This is a genomic window from uncultured Devosia sp., assembly GCF_913055165.1.
Lineage (GTDB): Bacteria > Pseudomonadota > Alphaproteobacteria > Rhizobiales > Devosiaceae > Devosia.
This window is the reverse complement of sequence record NZ_CAJXJS010000008.1, coordinates 27,337-49,157: the sequence shown is the minus strand read 5'-3', so window position 1 is coordinate 49,157 and position 21,821 is coordinate 27,337. Positions and strand designations below refer to the sequence as shown.

The 21,821-nt window shown below is 61.3% G+C and carries 17 protein-coding genes; 8 read left to right on the top strand and 9 right to left on the bottom strand.

Annotated elements, in window-relative coordinates; genetic code table 11:
* Positions 1-64: 64 nt before the first annotated feature.
* Positions 65-1,522 carry an NAD-dependent succinate-semialdehyde dehydrogenase gene (locus QZ564_RS04715; RefSeq protein WP_297105419.1) on the bottom strand — a complete coding sequence of 486 codons (1,458 nt, stop codon included), beginning with the start codon at positions 1,520-1,522 and terminating at the stop codon, positions 65-67.
* 14 nt (positions 1,523-1,536) lie between these two features.
* Positions 1,537-2,580, bottom strand: a complete 1,044-nt coding sequence (locus QZ564_RS04710) for a tartrate dehydrogenase (RefSeq protein ID WP_297105416.1) — start codon at positions 2,578-2,580, stop codon at positions 1,537-1,539.
* 318 nt (positions 2,581-2,898) lie between these two features.
* On the opposite strand from QZ564_RS04710, the gene QZ564_RS04705 reads away from it, so the two are divergent.
* From QZ564_RS04705 to QZ564_RS04695, 3 genes are read left to right on the top strand one after another with little or no spacing between them, the layout of a single operon-like run.
* Positions 2,899-3,918 carry an ABC transporter substrate-binding protein gene (locus QZ564_RS04705; RefSeq protein ID WP_297105413.1) on the top strand — a complete coding sequence of 340 codons (1,020 nt, stop codon included), beginning with the start codon at positions 2,899-2,901 and terminating at the stop codon, positions 3,916-3,918.
* A gap of 41 nt (positions 3,919-3,959) precedes the next feature.
* Positions 3,960-4,955: an iron chelate uptake ABC transporter family permease subunit gene (locus QZ564_RS04700; protein WP_297105546.1), complete on the top strand. Its 996-nt coding sequence runs from the start codon at positions 3,960-3,962 to the stop codon at positions 4,953-4,955.
* Positions 4,952-5,713 carry an ABC transporter ATP-binding protein gene (locus QZ564_RS04695; protein ID WP_297105408.1) on the top strand — a complete coding sequence of 254 codons (762 nt, stop codon included), beginning with the start codon at positions 4,952-4,954 and terminating at the stop codon, positions 5,711-5,713. The genes QZ564_RS04700 and QZ564_RS04695 overlap by 4 nt, the downstream gene beginning before the upstream one ends.
* 27 nt (positions 5,714-5,740) lie before the next feature.
* On the opposite strand, the gene QZ564_RS04690 is transcribed toward QZ564_RS04695, so the two are convergent.
* The 3 genes from QZ564_RS04690 to QZ564_RS04680 form a co-directional block, all read right to left on the bottom strand.
* The gene (locus tag QZ564_RS04690) at positions 5,741-7,111 is read right to left on the bottom strand and encodes an aspartate aminotransferase family protein (protein WP_297105406.1); all 1,371 of its coding nucleotides are present in this window, start codon (positions 7,109-7,111) and stop codon (positions 5,741-5,743) included.
* 14 nt (positions 7,112-7,125) lie between these two features.
* Positions 7,126-7,962 (bottom strand): GNAT family N-acetyltransferase, encoded by an 837-nt coding sequence (locus tag QZ564_RS04685; protein WP_297105402.1) that lies wholly within the window; start codon positions 7,960-7,962, stop codon positions 7,126-7,128.
* A 201-nt stretch (positions 7,963-8,163) separates the two neighbouring features.
* Complete coding sequence (locus QZ564_RS04680) at positions 8,164-8,853, bottom strand: haloacid dehalogenase type II (protein ID WP_297105400.1); 690 nt, start codon at positions 8,851-8,853, stop codon at positions 8,164-8,166.
* 544 nt (positions 8,854-9,397) lie between these two features.
* Here QZ564_RS04680 and QZ564_RS04675 point away from each other — a divergent pair.
* The 3 genes from QZ564_RS04675 to QZ564_RS04665 are packed head-to-tail and all read left to right on the top strand — an operon-like array spanning position 9,398 to position 12,556.
* Positions 9,398-10,465 carry a phosphotransferase gene (locus QZ564_RS04675; RefSeq protein ID WP_297105395.1) on the top strand — a complete coding sequence of 356 codons (1,068 nt, stop codon included), beginning with the start codon at positions 9,398-9,400 and terminating at the stop codon, positions 10,463-10,465.
* A complete protein-coding gene (locus QZ564_RS04670; RefSeq protein ID WP_297105392.1) occupies positions 10,465-11,835 on the top strand; it encodes an aspartate aminotransferase family protein in 1,371 nt (456 codons plus the stop codon). Before QZ564_RS04675 ends, QZ564_RS04670 begins: the two co-directional genes overlap by 1 nt.
* A gap of 55 nt (positions 11,836-11,890) precedes the next feature.
* The gene (locus tag QZ564_RS04665; protein ID WP_297105389.1) at positions 11,891-12,556 is read left to right on the top strand and encodes a GntR family transcriptional regulator; all 666 of its coding nucleotides are present in this window, start codon (positions 11,891-11,893) and stop codon (positions 12,554-12,556) included.
* 92 nt (positions 12,557-12,648) lie between these two features.
* Here the strand turns inward: QZ564_RS04665 and QZ564_RS04660 are convergent, their stop codons facing one another.
* Positions 12,649-13,971 (bottom strand): FAD-binding oxidoreductase, encoded by a 1,323-nt coding sequence (locus tag QZ564_RS04660; protein WP_297105386.1) that lies wholly within the window; start codon positions 13,969-13,971, stop codon positions 12,649-12,651.
* 439 nt (positions 13,972-14,410) lie between these two features.
* The gene (cysQ, locus tag QZ564_RS04655; RefSeq protein ID WP_297105383.1) at positions 14,411-15,217 is read right to left on the bottom strand and encodes a 3'(2'),5'-bisphosphate nucleotidase CysQ; all 807 of its coding nucleotides are present in this window, start codon (positions 15,215-15,217) and stop codon (positions 14,411-14,413) included.
* A 190-nt stretch (positions 15,218-15,407) separates the two neighbouring features.
* On the opposite strand from cysQ, the gene QZ564_RS04650 reads away from it, so the two are divergent.
* Positions 15,408-15,938 carry a hypothetical protein gene (locus QZ564_RS04650; RefSeq protein ID WP_297105380.1) on the top strand — a complete coding sequence of 177 codons (531 nt, stop codon included), beginning with the start codon at positions 15,408-15,410 and terminating at the stop codon, positions 15,936-15,938.
* Between the two features lie 36 nt (positions 15,939-15,974).
* Here QZ564_RS04650 and QZ564_RS04645 read toward each other — a convergent pair whose 3' ends face one another.
* Positions 15,975-16,955 carry an NAD(P)-dependent oxidoreductase gene (locus tag QZ564_RS04645; RefSeq protein WP_297105375.1) on the bottom strand — a complete coding sequence of 327 codons (981 nt, stop codon included), beginning with the start codon at positions 16,953-16,955 and terminating at the stop codon, positions 15,975-15,977.
* A 226-nt stretch (positions 16,956-17,181) separates the two neighbouring features.
* Positions 17,182-18,957, bottom strand: coding sequence for an SLC13 family permease (locus QZ564_RS04640; protein ID WP_297105372.1), 1,776 nt, complete (start codon positions 18,955-18,957; stop codon positions 17,182-17,184).
* Between the two features lie 685 nt (positions 18,958-19,642).
* Here QZ564_RS04640 and QZ564_RS04635 point away from each other — a divergent pair.
* On the top strand, positions 19,643-21,784 hold the full coding sequence (locus QZ564_RS04635) for a Wzz/FepE/Etk N-terminal domain-containing protein (RefSeq protein WP_297105369.1): 2,142 nt from the start codon (positions 19,643-19,645) through the stop codon (positions 21,782-21,784).
* Positions 21,785-21,821 lie beyond the last annotated feature (37 nt).

The window sequence follows — 21,821 nt, the reverse complement described above, 5'->3', positions numbered from 1 at the left end:
CCGACAAGGTCGGCACGGACTGACGGTGAGGGTGTACCGGGCCTGATGAGGCCCGGTACATTGATCAGTCGAGACCACCAATGTGGAAGCTCTTGAGCTCGAGATATTCCTCGATACCGGCCTGACCGCCTTCGCGGCCGATACCGGATTGCTTGACGCCGCCAAAGGGCGCGACCTCCATGGAGATGACGCCGGTATTGAGACCCACCATGCCGAATTCCAGGGCCTCGCCGACGCGCCAGGCGCGCTTGAGCCCCTGGGTATAGAAATAGGCGGCCAGCCCAAAGGGTGTACCATTGGCGATAGCGATGGCCTCATCCTCGGTCTCGAAGCGGAAGAGCGGCGCCACCGGACCAAAAGTCTCCTCATTGGCCAGCAGCATGTCGGTGCTGGCATTGGCCAGGACGACCGGAGCCGCGTAGTGATCGCCATCTGGTAGCGCCGGACGCGACCCCATCAGGCTGGCGCCCTTGGCAAGGGCATCTTCGACGTGGCGCTCAATCTTGTCGACGGCGGCGCGATTAATCATCGGGCCAATCTGCGTGCCAGCCTGGGCGCCGGGGCCGACCTTGAGCGCCGAAACTCGCGCCGCCAGCCGTTCGGCGAAGGCATCATAGACCCCGCTCTGCACCAGGATGCGATTGGCGCACACGCAGGTCTGACCACCGTTGCGGAACTTGGAGGTCATCACGCCATCTACGGCCAATTCGATATCGGCATCGTCGAAAACGATGAAGGGCGCGTTGCCGCCAAGTTCAAGGCTCAGCTTCTTGATACTGTCAGCCGACTGGCGCATCAGCAGCGCCCCAACGCGGGTCGAGCCGGTGAACGAAATCTTGCGGACCGCCGGATTGCTGGTCAGTTCGGTGCCAATCTCCGTCGGCAAACCGGTGACGACATTGACGACGCCATCGGGGATGCCAGCGCGCTGCGCCAGAACGGCCAGGGCCAGGGCCGAATAGGGCGTGAACTCGGAGGGCTTGATGACCGTGGTACAGCCCGCCGCAATGGCAGGGGCGACCTTTCGGGTAATCATGGCCGCCGGGAAGTTCCACGGCGTAATGATGCCAGCGACGCCCACGGGCTCCTTGAGCACCAGAATACGCCGGTCCGCCTGTGGTGCCGGAATGGTGGTGCCGCCTATGCGCCGCGCTTCCTCGGCATACCACTTGACGAATGAGGCGGTGTAGACGATCTCGCCCCGCGCCTCGGCCAATGGCTTGCCCTGTTCCAGCGTCATGATGCGCGCCAGGTCTTCCTGGTTGGCCATGATCAGGTCGAACCACTTTTCGAGCATGGCCGCGCGCGCCGCATGGGTGGTGCGCCGAAAGCTGGCAAATGCCTGTTCGGCCGCTGCGATGGCCCGCTTGGTCTCGTCACGGTCGAGATCGGGAATGGTACCAATGGTCTTGCCGCTGGCGGGATCGACAACGTCGACGGTCTTGCCGGAGGCGGCATCGACCCAGATGCCATCGACAAGAGCCTGCTGGCGGAACAGATCGGGGTCGGTCAGTGCGGTCATTTCAGTGCTCCATGTCAGTCCAGCGCCGCCAGGACGGCGCGGGTGATTTCATCTGTCTTGTGCTTGCCAGGGACGGTGCCAATGCCGCGGGCAGTAACCCGTTCGATGGCCCCAATGATGCGGATGGCCGCGTCGGCCTCCCCGAGATGGTCGAGCATCATCGAGGCGGACCAGATCGCGGCAATGGGGTTGGCGATGCCCAGATGGGCAATATCGGGAGCCGAGCCATGCACCGGCTCGAACATGGACGGGGTGGTGCGATCCGGGTTGAGATTTGCCGATGCCGCAAAGCCGAGCCCACCCTGAATAGCCGCACCCAGATCAGTCAGCACGTCGCCGAAAAGGTTCGAGGCGACCACGACATCCAGCGTCTCCGGGGCCATGACCATGCGGGCTGCCATGGCGTCGATGTGATAGCTCGTGACCTCGACATCGGCGTATTCGCGCCCCAATTCGCGGGTCACCTCGTCCCAGAACACCATCGAGTGCCGCTGAGCATTGGATTTGGTGACCGAGGCCAGCTTGCCGCGTCGCTTGCGCGCCTGCTCGAAGCCGAAGCGCAGGATGCGTTCCACGCCCTTGCGGGTGAAAATAGCGGTTTCGACAGCAACCTCGTCCGCGCTTCCCTGATGGACGCGCCCGCCGGCCCCTGAATATTCGCCCTCGGTGTTTTCGCGCACGCAGAGGATATCGAATTCCGATTTCCGCAACGGCCCCTCCACCCCCGGCAGCAGCCGGTGGGGCCGAATATTGGCATATTGCCGGAAGGCCTTGCGGATGGGCAGCAGCAGGCCATGCAGCGAGATGGAATCTGGGACCTTGGCCGGCCAGCCGACAGCGCCGAGCAGAATGGCGTCATGATCGCGCAGAACTGCAATACCGTCCTCCGGCATCATCGCGCCGGTTTCCAGATAGAGGTCGCACGACCAGGGCAGGCGCGTGCCCTCGAGGGCAAAGCCGGAACCGCGCGCGACTGCTTCGACCACCTGCCAGGCCGCATCGGTGACGGTTGGGCCGATCCCGTCACCAGGGATGAGGGCGATGGAATAGGTCTTCATGTATCCTCACGCTCAGAAAATATTAGGTCCAGGAATGGCTGCGACAGAAGCGCCCACACCGGGGGCAGTTTGTCTGGGCAGGCCTTCATATCATCGGCTCTCTGCACGGCAGATTGCGCTGAAAGAGTCGGCTTTAGCGGCATATCAGTTCGAGTTTTCGGGTGTGTGTGCGGCGCTGTTCACCGGAGAGCTGGATGACGCGGCTGGCAAGCCAGGACATTATAACATGACTTTTTTGATCTTGTTTTCTGCGCACCAGACGAATAGAGCACGTGCGCCGATGGCCCCGCTCGCTTTCAAGCTCTCAAGGAACGCTCCATGTCTCCAGCAAAAGACCTCGTGGCACTGCTTGCCGTTTCGTTATGCATCATCACAACGCCGACCTTCGCCGCTCCCACTACCTATCCTCTGACACTCGACAATTGCGGCGTCTCGGTGACCTTTGAAAAGGCTCCCGAACGTGCGGTCGCCCTGGGCCAGAACAGCGCCGAGATCATGCTGTTGCTCGGGCTGGAAGACCGGATGGTGGGAACAGCCTTCTGGCCGACAAAGGTTCTGCCCGAGCTGCAGGAAGCCAATGACAGCGTCAAACTGTTGAGCGTCGAAACCCCCAGTCTCGAATCGGTGCTGGCTGAGAATCCCGATTTCGTTGCGGCACAGCTACCCATTCTGATGGGGCCGGACAGCAAGGTCGCCAAGCGAGAGGACTTCGAGCGCCTTGGCATCGGCAGCTATCTCGCCCCCGGCATCTGCGCGGTGACGCACGACACCAAGGACGCCTATGGCAGCCGCGACTATCTCTGGAACATGGACTATGTCTATCAGGAGATCGACGAGCTCTCGCAGATCTTCGACGTGCAGGACCGCGGCCAGTCCCTGATCTCCGAGTTTAAGGCTCGTGAAGCGGCGCTGCGGGCCCGCGTCGGCGCCGACAATGCTGACCTGTCCTATGTCTTCTGGTTCTCCAGCCCCTCCCCCGCCGACGACGCCTACCTGGGCGGCAAGAACGGCGCCTCGGGCTTCATCGCCGACCTGCTGGGCGGACACAATGCCATCGATACCGAGGCCGAATGGCCCACCGTGAGCTGGGAAGGCATCATGGCCGCCAATCCAGACGTGATCGTTGTCGGTGAGTCCGATCGCAATCGCTGGGAGCTCGACAGGGCCGAGAACAAGATCGCCTTCCTCAACTCCGATCCGGCGGTGAGCCAGCTCGATGCGGTCAAGCAAGGCCGCATCGTGGTGATGCAGGCGTCCGCGATGAACCCGACCATCCGCACCATTTACGGTGCCGAGGAAGTGGCTGACCAACTGGCAAAGCTCGGCCTGGGCAAGTGAGCACGCCTGCGCGCAAGACATGGGAACAGGCCGGTCTCGGCCTGTTTTTCGCATTGGGTGGCCTTGTGCTGCTGGTCGCGATCGCGGCGGGCACCGGCATTGGAGAAATGCCGATCCCGATCGAGACAACTTTCGCCGCCGTGACGAACCGGCTTGGCTGGACGGCCATTGACCTGCCCCCGATCCAGGAAAGCGTCATCTGGGACTATCGCCTGAGCCGGGCACTGGTGGCGGCCTGCTGCGGTGCGGGCCTGGCCATCTGCGGGGCGGTGTTGCAGGCGCTGTTGCGCAATCCGTTGGCGGAGCCCTATGTGCTGGGCATTTCGGCCGGTGCCTCGACGGGCGCTGTCGGCATTATCGTCCTTGGCGTTGGCGCCGGGACAATATCGCTTTCGGCAGGCGCTTTCGCCGGCGCCTTTGCCGCCTTCACCTTTGTCGCCATGCTGTCGAATGGCGGACGCGGCGGGCCGAGCAAGACGATCCTGGCAGGCGTCGCGGCATCGCAGCTTTTCAATGCACTGACCTCCTATATCGTCACGACATCTGGCAATGCGCAACAGGCGCGGGATGTCATGTTCTGGCTGCTGGGCAGCTTTGGCGGCGTGCGCTGGCCGGAATTCCAACTGGTGCTGGTGGTCGTGGCCGTCGGCCTTTTGGTGTGCCTCTATTACGCGCGGGCGCTCGACGCTTTCGCCTTTGGCGACGATGCAGCGGCTTCACTCGGCATACCGGTAGGGACCGTGAGGCTGGTGCTCTTAGGCATCACCGCCATGATGACCGCAACGATTGTTTCCATGGTGGGCTCCATTGGCTTCGTCGGGCTCGTCGTACCGCATGCGGCGCGCTTCATCGTGGGGCACAACCATGCGCGCCTGCTGCCCACATGTGTTGTGGCGGGCGGCATTTTCATGGTCCTGGCCGATATCGTCTCGCGCGTAATCCTGCCCCAGCAGATTCTGCCTATAGGGGTGGTTACGGCACTGGTCGGCGTGCCGGCCTTCTCGATCATTCTCTATCGCGCCAAGGGGGCCGCATGAGCATCAGTGCACAAAACCTCTGCTGGTCCGTGGGCAAGATCAACATCGTCAACGACGTGTCCCTCTCCGTGCCGCCCGGCAAGGTTCTGGGCCTGCTCGGCCCGAACGGGTCAGGCAAGTCCTCGCTGCTGCGCCTGCTGGCCGGATTGCGACGGCCGGCAAGCGGGCAAGTGTTGCTCGAAGGACGGGACATTCAGGCCATTGGTCGCCGCGCCCTCGCCCGCCGCATGGCCCTTGTTGAGCAGCATGCGACGACCGAGGCCAATGTGCGCGTCCGCGATGTGGTGACCCTTGGCCGTATCCCGCATCGCTCCCCGCTCAGTGGCTGGACCGTGGTGGACGAAGAAGCCGTCATTGCGGCCCTTGATCGCGTCGGCATGTGGGGCCGGGCGGACCGAAACTGGCACAGCCTGTCGGGCGGCGAGCGCCAGCGCGTTCATCTTGCGCGCGCCCTGGCCCAATCTCCCCGTGAACTGCTTCTGGACGAGCCTACCAACCACCTCGACATTCAGCATCAGATCGCTTTGCTCAAGCTGGTTGGCGAACTTGCCCTAACCACCGTGGTTGCCCTGCATGACATCAACCACGCGGCCATGTTCTGCGACCAGTTGCTGGTCCTGGATGCCGGCAAGGTTGTGGCTCAGGGCGCGCCGGAAGACATCCTGAGCGAGACCCTGATGCGAGACGTCTTTCGCGTGGAGGCTCGGATCGACTCCAGCCCGCACCACGGACGGCCCCACGTCCACTATCTCATCTAGGTTCGCGGCCTCACGGCCCGCCCTTCGCTACAGAGCGCTGCGGACGTCAGGGTCGGCCAAAGTCAGATCGAGCACCGTGCGGGTCCGCTCAATGATGGCGTCGATGTCATCTGCCGTGCAGCACAGCGCCGGGGCATAACCCAGAACGCCCTGCGCAAAGGCGCGGATGATGAGGCCATTATCCCATGCCCGGTCGAAGATGCGCTTGCTAGGCTGGGACGCTGCCGGCAAAGGGGTCTTTGCCTGCTTGTCCGTCACCAGTTCCACGGCGGCCAGCATGCCGCGGCCGCGCACATCGCCAACCAGAGGATGGTCCTTGAGGCTGTTCAGCCCCGCGAGCAGCCTGGCGCCCATGACGCGGCCATTCTCGAGCAGGCCGCCTTCTTCGTAAAGGCGCAAGACTTCGAGGCCTACGGCGGCACTGACGGGATGGGCCGAATAGGTAAAGCCGTGCCCCACCATCGCGGCGCCAGCGCCATCGGCGATGGTCTGATAGACATGCTCGGTGAGGAACACCGCGCCCATGGGCGCGTAACCCGAGGTCAGGCCCTTGGCCACGGTCATGAGGTCCGGCACGATCTCGTCCTCGGAACAAGCAAACAGCGGGCCGGTACGCCCGAAGCCAGTGATCACCTCATCGGCCACGAAGAGGATGCCGAGGTCGCGGCACGTCTCGCGCATCGCCTTCATCCACCCGCGCGGCGGCACGATCACCCCGCCCGACCCCTGGATGGGTTCGGCGAAGAATGCCGCCACCCGGTCGGGTCCGATCTCGGCTACTTTGGTCTTAAGCGCCGCCACCGAAGCCGTGATGATCTCGGCGTCCGAGGTTACTGTGCTGCGGTAGGGATAGTGCGAGGCGATCTTGTGCTGCCAGGGGAAGGGCAGGCCAAAACCCTGGTGGAAGACCGGCAGCGCCGTCAGCCCGGCGCCGACCGTGGTTGAGCCATGGTAACCCTGCTCGAGCGAGATGAACTGGTCGCGCTGCGGTTCGCCCCTGGCGCCGAAATAGTAGCGGATGAACCGCACCGCCGTATCGACGGCGTCCGAACCGCCCAGGGTGAAGTAGACGTGGTCGAGATCGCCCGGCGTCCGCTCGGCCAGTTCAGCGGCGAGGCGCGCCGCCGGCTCACTGCCCAGCCCGAAATAGCCGGTCGCATAGGGCAGCTCCCGCATCTGCTTTGCTGCGGCTTCAACGATGCTCTCGTGGCCATAGCCGGCATTGACGCACCACAGCCCGGAAAACCCGTCCACCAGTTGGCGGCCCGTCACATCGATCACCCAGGCACCCTTGCCCGACTGCAGCAGGCGGACGCCCGCCTTTTCGTGGCCGCGCCATGAGGCAACGGGGTGGATCAGGTGGGCCCGGTCGAGTTCGACGATAGAGTTGGCGTACATTTGCAAGATCCTTGTTATCCGAATGCCTGGCTGGCCAGGGCAAAGGTCCGTGCGATCGAAGGCTGGCGCGAGCTGCTAGCGCCGCGCGTCATGGCCATGCCGCCGCCGACATGGGTGAACCCGAGCCCGTCCAGCCAATGGGAAAGGCCGCTGTCGCCAGGCACGTCGATGCGCAGGAACTGCCCTTCCCGCGACGCGGCAACAAAGCGGATCAACTGGCGGGCCGTTTCCTCGTCGGGCGCCACGACCGGTCCGATCACCTGGCCCCGGCCAAACGGCCGTACGGCCGCGAAGGCGGCGATGGCGCCGGACCGGCGCAGAATGGCAAATTGCCCGCCGGCCGCAATCTGCTCCAGAAGGTTTCGGCGATCACCGCCACAGGCCTGGCCATCCAGTGCAGCCAGATCGGGCAGGCTGGCGGTGTCAGCCCATTCGATGCCGACGAGAGGCTGGCTGACTTCGACGAAGCCCTGATGCTGATAGATTTCCTGCGTCGCCCTGAAGCCGAGCTTTTCATAGAGTGGCAAACCGTCGGCGGTGGCAACTAGGCGACAGGTCCGGTCGCCTGCCAGAGCCAGGGCGGCTGAGGTCAGCCTGCGGCCCAGTCCGCGCCCCCGCATTCGCTGGTCAACGATAATCAGATTGATGGCGGCGCTTTCCCCGCCGAAAGGCGTCATCAGGGCGGTACCGACGACGCGATCACCGTCCAATGCTACCATGCCCACGCTGACCGACAGCGAAAAAGCCCAGTCCTCCCGGCGGTGCGGCCAGCCCGCCGCACGCGACAAGTTCCATGCACCATCCAGGTGCCGGGCATCGATCGATGTCAATTCCAGTGTGTCAGTCTGCACTCTTCGAACTTCCGGCAGGGCTTTACGTGCCCTGAAGCTACAGCCATCCGCGCGGAAGGCGGTGCTGCCTGTGCCGGAGTGTCACGGCTCGTTCTGCCGAATGCGCGGCCCTTACCGCACAATCTGCTTCGCCACATGCACCGCGCGGAAAAAGGGGCGGCCGGGCCACCCCTTCTTCTAGTCTCCCGGCGCCCGTGACTGTCAGGCGCTCTTGAGAAGCGGCTCCAGCCCCACGGCGGCGGCCAGACCGCCGATATCCTTGACTTCGGTGTATTCGTAGAACGGATTGGCTGGCTCGTGGCCGCGATTGACCCAGACCTTGCTCTTGATTCCCAGGTCATAGGCCGGCATCAGGTCGTAACGGAAGGAAGACGACACATGGGTGATGTCTTCGGGACCGCAGCCGAGCTTGTCGAGCATGTACTCGAAACCCTTTGCAAGAGGCTTGTAGGCGCCAACCTCTTCGGCGGTAATGACGGTGTGGAAGGGCGCGCCGAGCTTCTCCACATTCGACATGATCAGGTTCTTCATCGAGTTCGACAGGATCACCAGCGGAATTTCCTTGGCGACCTTGGCCAGACCCGCGGGAACGTCCGGGTGCGGACCCCAGGTGGGGATTTCGTCATAGATGCGCTGCGCGTCTTCGGGCTTGAACTGGATGCCGATGCGCTTGCAGGTGCGCTCAACAGAATTGTGCACGACATCGGCGAAGGGCTTCCAGGCACCGAGAACCTCATCCAGGCGATAGCCCCTGAACGCCTCAACGAAATTGTCCATCGCATCGGCGGAAAGGCGCTCGGCATAGACGCGCCGCGCTGCGCCAGCCATGTCGAAATTGGTCAGCGTGCCGTAGCAGTCGAAGGTGATATACTTAGGCCTGAACTTGGTCATAGCGTGCATTCCTTTCAATATGACGACCCCGACTGGCCGCTCTCGGAACACAATCTTTGTGTGAGCAGCGGAGCATAACTTTCCGAACCCTCAGCGCCGGAAGCGCATTGTTCTGAATTTGTCCCCTCCTGAAGCACATTCTGTCGCCGAGCCACCCGCAAGGCCGGGCTATCCCGACAGACGGTGGCACACCACCCACATGACCACCATTATTGTTCCACAATTTTTCGATCGATAGCGCCGGACGCTCTCTGAGCGCCAGCACTCGCTACGGCATGAACGCCGCCTCTGCAGCGCCTTGAGCAGAACAGGCGCAATGCTTCGCGCCCCAGAATCGCTCCGTATTGTAAGACTTCCTTTATGAAAGCGACGAACCAAGCGCAGGTCAGCAGCAGCCCCCAACGGGATCGCAACCTTCACGCGCCCTGCGATCGGGCAGAAGGTCACCTTGAACTTGCATAAAGATTGTTGTACAAAAAATTGACACACTAGAACAGATCGCGGCGCCAAAGCCCATCCATGTGGCCGCTGAATCGGGTAGAAGATGGCTCTAAACCTGCAAGACAAGCCGGCTCGCGCTTCGGAGCTTTCCGATGCCTGCTGCCCCGTCAGTGCCGCAGAGGCAGAAGTAATTGCCGCTCGTCTCTATGATATCTGCGGCTCAGCCACGCGGTTCGAGACCGAAAAGGACGACACGTTTCTTCTCGACTCCGGAGAGCGTGGGAAGTTCGTCCTGAAGATCGCGCATCCTTCCGAGCAAATGGAGGAGCTCGATTTCCAGGTAGCACTCCTGCGCCATGTTGCGGAGCGCGCTCCGAATCTGCCTGTCCCCCGGGCGTATCGCGATGTCGACGGCGAGGAATTGCCCGTCGTTACGACCAGCGCAGGGGAACGGCGTGTGGTGCGCCTGATCGCTTTTCTTCCCGGCACGCCGCTCGACCGCACGAATTCCACCGCCCTGCAACGCGAGCGGATCGGCGAGGTCCTGGCAAAACTCCGCCACGCCATGGCCGATTTTTCCCATCCTGCGGACAGCCGAACCCTGGCCTGGGACGTCACCCACCTGCTCGATCTCTCGGACTTGCTCGATTTCATTCCGGCGGGCAGCAAACGCGCATGGACCATCCGTGCGCTGGAGCGGTTTGCCGAGATCAAGCCTCGGCTCGACCGGTGCCGGCGGCAAGTGCTTCACAACGACTTCAATACCTCGAATCTCGTTGTTGATCCGACCAGCCCGCACTTCGTGACCGGCGTCATCGATTTCGGCGACGCCGTGCGTACGGCTATCGCCGTCGATGTCTCGACGGCATTGATGAACCAGATGCCAAAGGCCTTCGGCGACCGTCAGGACCTCTTCAGGGAACCCCGCGACGTTTTGCGCGGCTATCTCCGCCATGCCGACCTGACGAATGACGAGCTCGAGCTCATCCCCTTCCTGGCGCAAGGGCGCCTGGCGGTCCGGGCACTGCTGACCTGCTGGCGCGCCGAGCTCTTCCCTGAAAACAGCCGCTACATCCTCCGCAATACCGAAGCCGGTTGGGCTCACCTCGAGTGGTTCAACGGGCTATCGACCACACAAATTTCTGAGCTTCTGACCCGAGAGGAACCATAATGTCCAAGCCTGCAACGATCGTGCCCAAGGGCTTCCGTGGTGACATGGCCAACGGCTTCAATCCCCGGGATGCAGACCATCTCTCTGACGATGACGCGGCGCATGTAGCCAGGCGACAAAGGCTGCTAGGGCCCGCCTACCGGCTCTTCTACAAGACGCCGGTCGAGATTTCCCGCGCCAAGGGCGTCTTCCTCTATGACAAGCATGGCAACGAGTATCTCGACGCCTACAACAATGTCGTGTCGCTGGGGCATGCGCATCCGCGCGTCGTCGAGGCGATCCAGAAGCAGCTCGAAACCCTCTGCACCCACACACGCTACATGCAGGAACCGCTGCTCGATTACGCCGAAACCCTGATCAACACATTTGATGGCGAACTCGGCCGGACCGGATGCGCCATGTTCACCTGTACTGGTTCGGAGGCCAACGACCTCGCCTTGCGCATCGCGCGCTATCACACTCGCAAAAGGGGCGTCATCGTCACGGCCGAAGCCTATCACGGCAATAGTGGCGCGGTGGCAGCGATCTCGCCCTCGCTTGGCAAGAAGTCGGCGCTCGATCCCTACCTTCGAACGGTCCCTGCCCCGGACCCCTACCGTCTGCCTGCCGCCGAAATCGGTCGGCGCATGGCCGAGGATGTCGCCCGGCAGATTGCCGACCTTGAAAGGCATGGGGACGGCGTGGCGGCATTCATCGCCGATTCCGTCTTCTCCTCCGATGGTCTTTATGTCGACCCCACGGACGTCCTGGCACCGGTGGCGGAGGTCGTCCGCAAGGCGGGAGGCCTCTTCATCGCCGACGAGGTGCAATCCGGTTTCGGGCGGACCGGCACCCACCTTTGGGGTCATGCCCGCCACAAGGTCGATCCAGACATCGTCACCCTGGGCAAGCCCATGGGCAACGGCTACCCCGTTGCGGGCCTCGTGGTTCGGCCCGAAATCGTGGCGGAATTCGGGGCCAGCATGCGCTACTTCAACACCTTCGGCGGCAACTCTGTCGCCATCGCCGCCGCGAGGGCCGTGCTCGACACCATCCTTGAAGACAACCTAATGGCCAATGCCACCCGGGTCGGCGGCGAAATCCTCGATGGCCTGCGCACCCTGCAGGACAAATACGACTTCGTCGGCGATGTGCGCGGAGCGGGCCTTTACTTCGCCGTCGAGCTCGTCAAGGATCGCGAGGGCAAGGTGCCGGACATGGATCGGGCGCTGGCGGCCGTCAATGCGCTACGCGACCAACGCATTCTGATCTCGGCGACTGGGGCGGATGCGCATATCCTCAAGATCAGGCCCCCGCTTGTCTTCACCTCAGCCAATGCCGGGCGCCTGCTCGAGGGTGTCGACAAGGCACTGCGCGCGGTGCAGATCTAGGAGTATACGCCGCGAGCCCTGTGGCACCTCACGCGGCACTATCAACACCGGGCCCATGAACCAAAAACAAGAACTCGACGCCAACGACGAACTCGCCCCCCTTAGCGCCGTGGAGATCCTGGCGCGCGATCTGCGCCGCCGTATCCTGTCGGGCGACTTCAAGCCCGGCGAATTCCTCCGCGACGCCCGCATGTGCGAAGAGCATGCAACCTCGCGACACACATACCGCTCCGCAGCTCAGTTGCTGGTGACCCAGGGCTTGCTGCGCCAGATTCCGAACCGGGGCTTCATGCTGCCCGAATTTGGTCCGGACGACATCGTCGACATCACACGGGTGCGCGGCGCCATAGAGGGCGAAGCCATTCGCCTGATCGTGTTGACCGGGATCATTCCGCCCCCGGCACTCGAGGCGGTCGAGGTCATGCATGCCTCGACCCTGTCCTCAAACACGTCCGCCCTCGTGACAGCGGACCGCGACTTTCACCATGCCATCATCGGTGCGAGCGGGAGTGTCCGCCTAAAGCGTGCCTATTCCAACCTCGAGGGCGAGATCGAGCTGCTTCTCGTCCAGCGTCAGGCGTTCTACGGCACTGCCGAGGAGATGGCGCTGGAGCACGAACGGCTTATCGGCAGCCTCAGAAGCCGCCACTATGACACTGCCCGGGATGCCTTCAAGGAGCACTGGGAAGATCTCCAGACCAAATTGCTCGCTCCGCGGTAACACCGCGGAACCTCGTCTCTGGTGCTATCAGGCGCGCCAAAGCGCCAAACTGGGGTCTTCGCGTAGCCCGCCAGACCTGGCTTCGACAGACTTCAAATGGCGGCGATGTCCAGCTTCGAGCCGTCAACCAGTCGCGAGAGGCGGAATGGGGTCGGGTCGACGCTGGGTATGTCGTTTGCGACAAGCTCTGCGGCCAGATGGCCGAGCCCCGGGCCTAGACCAAAGCCGTGGCCTGAGCAGCCCGCGGCGAGGACCAGGCCCTCCACCGCGTCCACCTTCGACACCACGGGTACTGCGTCCGGCGTGCAGTCAACGAAGCCACCCCACGCGCTGTCGATCTTTATGTCGCCCAGTTGGGGGAAAGTCTTCCGAACGCTTTCCACCACCTGACCGATCAGCCACTTCAGGGGCGGAGGGTCCAGCACCCGGTTCTGTTCGAAGATCCGATCATCGCTGGCCATCAAGGCCGACAGTGAATCCGGCCCGGAAAGGAACGATTGGCCAATGCCAATTTTGACATTCTTCAGCCGACGGATGAACTGCGGCATGAATTCCCGACTGTACCGGATGGCCTGGGGCGTGATTTCGAGGTTCGCCTTGCCACTGATGGCCAGCGTATAGCTTCCGTCCAGCCGGCGCGTGATCGTGCAGTAGGGCGTAGAGATCGCCTCGCCAATGTTTATGGTCGGGGCAGAACGCAGCGCGGTCTGCCGGATGCTGGCCTGCGGAAAACTAACCCCAAGCGGCCTCAAAAAACGCGAAGACCAGGCCCCGGCGGCGCACAGAACCGCGCTGGTCTTGATGTAACCCTTTTCCGTATGCACGCCCGTGATCTTGCCATTGGTCACATCGAGCGCCCGCGCGGCGCACTCCTGGTGAATCGTGGCGCCCAGCGCCCTGGCCCCTTCGGCGATGGTCGGCGCGGCGAGGGCCGGTTCGGCCTTGCCGTCCCGTTCTGAATAGGTCCCGCCGACCCATTTGTCGCGCGCTTCAGGAACACGCTCGGCCAGTTCTGTCCGGCTGAGCAGACGGGTGTCGACCTCGTATTCGCGTGCGACCTCGCGCCACTTTTCCCAGCCTGCGAGCACGGCCTCATCGTGGGTAGCATAGACGAGACCGCAGCGGCGAAATCCGAGGTCCCGACCGATGTCGTGCGTCAGCTCGTCCCACAGTCGCATGGAGAGAACCGAAAGCGGCAGTTCGCGTCGGTCGCGGTTCTGCTGGCGGCACCAGCCCCAGTTGCGGCTCGATTGCTCACAGGCGATGTGGCCCTTCTCGAGCAGCGCCACGGAGAGGCCACGCTTCGCCAGGAAATAGGCGGCCGTGGAGCCGAGAATTCCGCCGCCGACAATGACGACATCGGCCTCTGCCGGAAGGCGTTCATCGCTGTGAATGCGTTCGACTCTGGGCGACATGTTCCAACCAACCTCGACTGCCAAGACTGCGGAAGAAAAATTCCGATCAACCTTTCATCGCATCGCGCGCGCGAAAGAATGTGCCGAAATCATCCCGGACTTCGTCAGATGAGGAGCTTTTCTGGTCGCAAAGTCGATATGATCTGCTCGAGCCCGACTAAGCCCATTTTGACCGGGAGCCCACTCAATATGACCAGACCGGCAGCTCAACGATCGGGAAGGAGTTCGTTAGCGATGGTCAAGACGAAGTGCTAAGAGTTCCCTCACCCGGCCAGCGCCGGCAAAAGGCATTCCCAGATAGCCGGAAAGGGAATGGTGGTGTCCACCAGCGAGCAAGATGCTTTCCGGGAAATGCCGAAATATTCCCCATAAACTCGACCACCTGGAGCGAGCAATGGACAAAGTGTCGGTCGAAAGCGGCTATCGAGATTGAAACGTGTCAGCCGGCATCGGCCATTTGACAAAATCGGGTGTCGCCATAGGCAATGAAGAAAGGATTGGCAAAATCGCTGTCGGTAGACTGATTGCGCTTGCCATAGCGTAGGAGGCTTCCGTCAAGACATTCGACGCGCCCACCTGCCGCACGCAATACCGCATCGCCCGCAGCGGTGTCCCACTCCATCGTCCTTCCGAGGCGCGGATAGATGTCGGCCTCGCCCGACGCCACTAGGCAGAATTTCAGCGAAGAGCCGGCAGAAATGTAATCGGTGATCGGAAACCGGGCGAGACGTTCATCGCCCTGTCCGCTTCCATGGGATCGGCTGCCAACGGCCCGAAGTCCCCTCTCCGCATCACGTACACGAATGGCAGAGGCAGTCCCAATTACACCATCAACGACAGATGCTGTGAAGCTGCCTTCGTCGCGCGCTCCCCACCAGATGCGCTCCAATGCCGGCGCGTAGACAACGCCGTGCACAGGCGCCCAATCAACGACAAGAGCGATATTGACTGTGAACTCACCATTTCTCGATACGAACTCCTTGCTGCCATCGAGGGGGTCCACCAGAAAAAAACTGCCCTCAGTCGGGGGAACGATGCCACGCGACACCGCTTCTTCGGCGACAACCGGAATATTAGGATAAAGCTCGTTTAGCGCTTCAAAGATGATCGCTTCGGCGGCAATATCGGCCGTGGTAACAGGAGAGTGGTCCGACTTGATCTCCACCTGAAAGTCGGTGCCATAAACGCGCAGGATCTCTTTGCCGGCACGTAGAGCCACCTGGCAGAGTTCATTGACAAAGACCAAAGTCTCTCCTTCCAACAATCAATTATCCAGAACGTAAACTGGGGACGTCCGGCGTCGACCGCTGCCCAGGAAAGCAGCCCCTCGTAGACAACTTTGCCCAAATGTTCAATCGGCAGGACTTATGCACTTGCCAGAGAACGTCCAATTTCGTGGGACTGATGGTTTGCGAATTAGCCGGGGGGCACCAGAAGTGATGCATGCCATCAGCCTTGGTGAACTGAAATGGTTGGCTGGGTGGGGTTCAGCCAAAACCTGCCAATCTCGAGCCAGACCCTCGCACACGCGTGACCATTCATTTACCAAATCGCAACTATCATCCCGCCGATTTGTCCGCCTGGAAGGTCAAGCCATGTTTCAAATTCGACTGCCGTTCCGCACACGCTCACCGGATCGGGACCGCCAGACAGATGTCAACAGACTGGGTACCATTGCGTCCGCCGTCGACGGCCAGCTGACTGAGATCGGTCGAGAAATGGCAGGACTGAAAGCGCGTATGGACCAAGCCTATCTCAGCGCTACGTCTCTTCTTGAAGCGAGCGGAGAATACGCCGTCCGGTCAGCGGAGGAAGAGGCCGAGATCCGAGCGTTTGAAGCATCAGCCAGCGCCGCCCGCCGACGCATCGGGGAGCTCGAACAGCAGAAGGCGCTGCTTGAACAGATCCGATCTATTCTTATCTCGGCCAATACCGGTTTGCGGGAAGCGGCAAAGACTGAGGCATAGGTTCGCAAGGGGTCACCCGGTCCGTGCCGATTCCAATTAGCGAAAGACCTCCCCTCCGCTCATCTCGCGCCAGTGGCGCAGAGATTGGGGCAGATCATAGCTATAAGTGAATCCAAGTTCGGCAAGCTTGGCAGGCACGATGTTGGTCGACCGATAGAGCTTTCTGATCCGCGCACGATTTATCGAGCTGCGTATGCCCAACAAACTGAGTATTTCGAACCCGACCCCGGCAAGCATCATCAGCGATATCGGCACAATGCGTCTGGCCCTGGGATAACCCGCAACGGCGGTAAATGCATCGCAGATGGTCTGCGAGGTGAACCGCTCGGCATGGGCAAAATTGTAGACGAGATGGGTCTGGTCACAGTCCAATGCAAAGCGGAAAGAGCGGATGAGGTCCTCGACATAACCACAGGCCTTCACCGTGTCCGTCCGGCCGGGAAACAGGAAGCGACCTGTGGCCATCAGGTGAGCGAGACGAGTGAAGTTCCCGCCCTCTGTGTAGCCGTAGATGACGGCCGGCCGCACGACCACCAACCGGCGATGCCCCGGGTCTTCCTTCGCCCACTGGGCGTGAATGGCTTCTGCACACAGCTTTGATCGCCCATAGGCGGAATCCGGCATTGGCATCGAGCTTTCGTCCTTTGGATCCTCGCTGGCGCCATAAACGGAGATCGAGCTGGTAAAGACGATCTTCCTGCAATCGACCCGACGCGCAAAATCGGAACAGTTCGTGGCGCCGGTCACATTGGTCCAGAAGTATTCCCAATCCGGGTGACCCGGCGTGGTGTGCACCGCCGCCAGATTGTAGATTTCCGTAGCGGTGTCGCAAACCTCCTCAGGGATAGGCCGCGTCACATCGACGTGCTTGTAGTCGACCCCTTCAACCGCGAAGCGTGGCGCCTGAATGTCGCCGCTCACGATTCTATCGTATTCGCCGCTGGCAACGAGAGCCTTGAGCAAATGCGACCCGACGAACCCCGCTCCGCCAAAAACGACCGCTGACTTCCCGACCATTCGCCTTCCTCTCAGTGTGAGCGACACCTTGTTTCCCCGGCGCCCTGATCAACCCGCTATTCGTGCCGGCAGATCGATCGGACGCCACTAGAACACCTGGAGAGAACGACCAGTAACACCAAGTTGCCCTGCGCTTTTGGAGCGACAAGTGCAGCGGCCGCAGGAACTGGTCAACCAGAGGACGCAGAAAGAAGCAAAAAATAATGAAGAAACTGCAAACTAACGGTCAGAATGGGAAAAATAACGGGATAGCAACAATGGCAACCGCAGCAAAGATTATGTTGAGGGGTAAGCCGACTACTAGGAAATCCCTAAACTTGTAACCGCCCGCACTATAGACAAATGTGTTCGTCTGATAGCCGATGGGCGTTGCAAAGCTTGCCGATGAGGCAAACATAACGGCCATCAGGAAGGGGCGCGGATCGTAGCCGAGATGCAAGGCCAAGGCGACCGCGATGGGCCCGGTAAGGACTGCCACGGCGTTGTTGGAGACGATCTCGGTCAGAACGCTGGTGAGAATATAGATCATGGCAAGCATAGCGAGCGGCCCGGCAAAGGCGAGTTGGCCCGCCGCGAAATCGACGAGAACCTGCACTGTTCCGGTGGATTCAAGAGCGATCGAAAAGCCCAGCATGCCGAAGATAAGGAACAGGATGCGCCAATCTATGGCCTCGAAGGCGTCCTGGGGGTCAAGACAACGGGTGAGCATCACCAAGACGGCGCCGATCACGGCAAGCCCCGCAATTGGCATGACATTGAACGCCGCAAGGAGCACCACGGCAAGGATTGTACCGACGGCAATCGGGGCTCGCCCGCGGCGCATCGGCCTTTCGGACGGTGCGGTCAGATTGACGACCCCACCATCTTCCATGAGGCGCCGAATTCCTTCAGGGGGGCCCTCCAACAAAAGCGTATCCGCAAATTGCAGGCGGAGGGCCTGAATGTTCTGCGAAATGTTCTGCTCCTGCCGGTGAACGGCTATCAGGTACACCCCATATTTGCGGCGCAGTTTGAGCTCCACCACTGGCCGACCGACAAGATGCGAGCTGGGACCGATGCTGGCCTCCATGAGGACGGTTTGCTCAGCGGTAACCGGCTCCAGCCCCCCCTCTTCGATCTCGCGAAACTCGATCTGACCGTTTTCCTTTAGCCCAAGAATCTCGCCCGTATCGGTCTTGACCACGACCCGATCGCCGGCCTGTAGGGTCAGGTCTGCCATCCGGCGCCGCATCGATGCTTCGCCGCGCACCACGTCCAATATGCGTGCCGAGGGATCATGGAATGGCAGGTCCTTAATCATCTTACCGACAAAGCGCGAACCATGGGGGATCAGAAAACGCGCCATGAAGCGGCGCTTGCCCTCTTGTCCAAGCATGCTGGCCATCGACGCGCGGTCGGGCAGGAGAAACCGGCCGGCAATGGTGGTGTATATAAGCCCGATAGCGACGAAAATGGCGCCAACGCCCGTCATCTCGAACATGCCAATTGGCGCCAGGCCAGCCTGTTCGGCCACCCCGCTCACAAGCACATTTGTCGATGTGCCAACCAGCGTCAGCGTCCCCCCCAAGATCGAGGCGTAGGAAAGAGGAATGAGAAGGCGCGATGGTTGCACGCCAAGTGATCGCGCAATGGAAATCATGACCGGCGTCAACAGGACGACGACAGGCGTATTGTTGATGAAGGCTGACGCCCCTGCGGCCCCGACCATCATGACCAGTGTCGCGCGAAGCAGGGATCCCTTGGCGACGCCTCGGATGAACTGACCCACCGCATCGAGCACGCCCGTCCGTTCGAGCGAAGCGGACATGATGAACATCATGGCAATAGTGATGGCAGCCGGAGAACTGAAGACCGTCAGGAACTGATCTGTGGTGACGATGCCAGTGACCAGTAGGATCGCCGAGGCGCTGAGAGCAACGACCTCGGGGGGATAGATTTCGGTGATGAAGCCAACAAAGATCAGGCCGAGAAGGACCAGCACAAAAATCTGGTCAACGCTCATGGCCATGTCCCTTCCCAGCGTGCGCCTTTAGGCAGAACAACCAGATAGCCCCGAAACGACAACGCACGTTCTGATGCCCCATGCCTTCACCTGCCCGACCAACTCACGCGGTTGGGCAGTAGTTACACGCAATCGTTGGTGAGGGAAACGTCCGCCAGCCCGTCCGGGCATTCGTTCCGTCGGCATGCCAGGACCGACGAAACCCTGTCCACGACGCATGCCACCTATGCGCGCGCCATGCAACAAACCCAGATTGCGGAACGGGCTGGTCCCTGCAATCTATCGAGCATTATGTCCTTGCGGATATGCCTATCCCGCTTAACCGTAGTTGCGGCAATTCGCACGAGAGCCCCGAAAGACACTGGAAATAGCGACAAATATGGGGCTTAACACCAATCAAACTTGAAACTACTGCGCAAAGCCCAATCGATTCACCCCTCGCGGCCTCAGAAAATTGAAAATCTTTAGGATTCTTGTGCGACAAGAGCATCTTGACGATGCAAAAGGGTGCGCACCACACATCAAGACTGGTCCTATCCATTGCGAACCAGGCATCAAGTGCGTCCGTCCGATCTTGCGGACTGAATATGCTTTTCTGGCCGCAGCGGCCCCGGCATTGCGCTAGACGCGCCCGGTCGCGGTTCCCCTACAACATCAGGCACTGAGCAGTTACGGAACGAACCTCATGGAAGAGAATGAAATCGACATCCGCGGCATCATCGGCCTGCTGAAACGTCGTTTGCTCTTGATTGTGTCCACAACCGTGCTGGTCGTGGGCCTGGCCGCATCGGTGGCCTTCACCCTGACGCCGCTCTACACCGCCTCGGCCCTGGTGATGGTCGACCCCTCGCGGAAGAACATTCTGGACGATACGGCCCTGCAGGGGTCCTCCTCGGCCGCCGACAACGCCCGGATCGACAGCGAAGTGGAGCTGGCACGATCGGACAACATCCTCATCAAGGTCATTGAGCGTGAGAACCTGATCTCGGACCCCGAATTCGGTGTCTCAGTTGGCCTGAGGGCGCGGCTTTTGTCGTTCTTCGGTATACCGGTGCCTGAGCTCCCCACCGGACAGGAAGCCGTCAACCAGACACTGGCCAAACTGCGTTCAGCTGTTACCGTTCAGCGTCGCGGTCTAACCTATCTGATCTCGCTTCAGGCCAGCTCGGAACGCGCCGCCATGGCCGCCAACCTCGCCAATACCCTGGCGGAGGTCTATATCCAGGATCAGCTCTCCTCCAAGGTTTCAAGTGCCATCGCCTCGCTCTCGGTGATCCAGAGCCGGCTGGAACAGGCTCGGCTGGCCATCGTGACCTCCGAGAACACTTATGACCAGTTCATAGCGGACAATATCAACGAGATCGCCCGTGACAGCGGCCGGAGCGATCTGACGAGCATGCAGAGCCAGATCGCCGCTCTGGAGGCAGCCCGCGAGCAATCTGCAAGCCTGGCCAATACCGTGCAGGTCGCCATTGCCGGAAACGACATCAACGCAATCGTCAACTCGCTCGAAACCGAAGCCATTGCCGAACTTGAGAGCCAACGCGAGCGGCTGCAGCGCGATATTGAGAGCGCTGCGGACGGCACAGCTGCTGTCGATCTGCGGAATGAGTTGGCCAATATCGAGCAAAGCCTTCTGGAGGCGGCAACGAGCGAGGTCTCGGCTCTCCAGAGCAATCTGCAGCAGACCCAGAGCCAGGCCGATGCGCTGCGTCAATCACTCCGTTCCGAAATCATTGGTTCGGCGCTCTCGGCCGACACGCTCACCCAGATTTTCGAGCTGCAGCAAAACGCAGAACTGGCGCGACGTCAGTATCAGACACTGCTCTCGCGCGCCCAGGACCTCGAAGCGCAGGCAGACCTGCAATTGGCCGACAGCCGCATCGTTTCTGCCGCGCTTGCACCAAACGGTCCATCCTTCCCCAACCAGCGACTGATCCTGATCCTCGCCGGACTGGCAGGGCTTGGATTGGGCGTTGCCCTGGCATTCCTCTACGAAAACCTGATCGGTGGTTTTGTCACCGACGAACAGGTCGCCACGGTCCTCAAACGCCCTGTGGCCGCCACCGTCCCGCGGCAACAGGCCAAGAACGAGTCCAAGAGCCACGCTGACCTTGTCGTGGCGTCCCCGCTATCGGTTTTTTCAGAATCCATTCGGCGCGCCAGGGCCGCCATTGATCAGGCGATCCGGAAAACCCAGCCTGGACCAAAAGAGGAAGGCACTGGCCGGGTGCTGATGGTGACCTCTTCCAATCCCAATGAAGGCAAAACCACGCTCGCCCTTTCCATTGCCCGATCGGCCGCGCTCTCGGGTCAGTCGGTCCTGCTGATCGATTGCGATCTGCGCAAACCCTCGGTGCATCGGCATATCGGCCTGCAGTCCGATATAGGTCTGCTTGAGCTGCTCCAATCGGATGACACCGATCACGTCGCTGCCCTTCGCAAGATCATGGTGCAGGACCCCTTGTCCAAGACCTCGATCATCGTGGGATCAAGGCGAAGCAATGTTCCTACCGACCAGCTCCTCTCCAACAGCTCCTTCCAGCGCATCCTGGCCGCAGCGCGCCGCGCCTTCGACCTGGTCGTTCTCGACACTCCGCCCATAGGGCCGGTTGTTGACGGCCTCTATATCTGCCAGCAATCTGATGCCATCGCCTTCGTCATCAAGTGGGCGAGCACCCAACAAGGGGAAGCAAGGAAGAATATCGAGGCGCTTGAAGAGGCCGCAGGCGAAAACATACCCGTGCTTGTTGCCCTCACCCAGCAGGAGCAGTCGCGATCCGACTATTACCGTAAATATGGTGGCTATTATTCCTATGAGAGCTGACCGTGCTGCGTCGCGATCCTTGGCAATGACCAGTTCC

Excerpts from the sequence above, each read along its gene's own strand:
- QZ564_RS04645 (WP_297105375.1), bottom strand. The coding sequence starts at position 16,955 with ATGGTCGGGAAGTCAGCGGTCGTTTTTGGCGGAGCGGGGTTCGTCGGG.
- QZ564_RS04660 (WP_297105386.1), bottom strand. The coding sequence starts at position 13,971 with ATGTCGCCCAGAGTCGAACGCATTCACAGCGATGAACGCCTTCCGGCA.
- QZ564_RS04680 (WP_297105400.1), bottom strand. The coding sequence starts at position 8,853 with ATGACCAAGTTCAGGCCTAAGTATATCACCTTCGACTGCTACGGCACG.
- QZ564_RS04695 (WP_297105408.1), top strand. The coding sequence starts at position 4,952 with ATGAGCATCAGTGCACAAAACCTCTGCTGGTCCGTGGGCAAGATCAAC.
- QZ564_RS04670 (WP_297105392.1), top strand. The coding sequence starts at position 10,465 with ATGTCCAAGCCTGCAACGATCGTGCCCAAGGGCTTCCGTGGTGACATG.
- QZ564_RS04640 (WP_297105372.1), bottom strand. The coding sequence starts at position 18,957 with ATGAGCGTTGACCAGATTTTTGTGCTGGTCCTTCTCGGCCTGATCTTT.
- QZ564_RS04675 (WP_297105395.1), top strand. The coding sequence starts at position 9,398 with ATGGCTCTAAACCTGCAAGACAAGCCGGCTCGCGCTTCGGAGCTTTCC.
- QZ564_RS04690 (WP_297105406.1), bottom strand. The coding sequence starts at position 7,111 with ATGTACGCCAACTCTATCGTCGAACTCGACCGGGCCCACCTGATCCAC.
- QZ564_RS04710 (WP_297105416.1), bottom strand. The coding sequence starts at position 2,580 with ATGAAGACCTATTCCATCGCCCTCATCCCTGGTGACGGGATCGGCCCA.
- QZ564_RS04635 (WP_297105369.1), top strand. The coding sequence starts at position 19,643 with ATGGAAGAGAATGAAATCGACATCCGCGGCATCATCGGCCTGCTGAAA.
- QZ564_RS04705 (WP_297105413.1), top strand. The coding sequence starts at position 2,899 with ATGTCTCCAGCAAAAGACCTCGTGGCACTGCTTGCCGTTTCGTTATGC.
- QZ564_RS04715 (WP_297105419.1), bottom strand. The coding sequence starts at position 1,522 with ATGACCGCACTGACCGACCCCGATCTGTTCCGCCAGCAGGCTCTTGTC.
- QZ564_RS04665 (WP_297105389.1), top strand. The coding sequence starts at position 11,891 with ATGAACCAAAAACAAGAACTCGACGCCAACGACGAACTCGCCCCCCTT.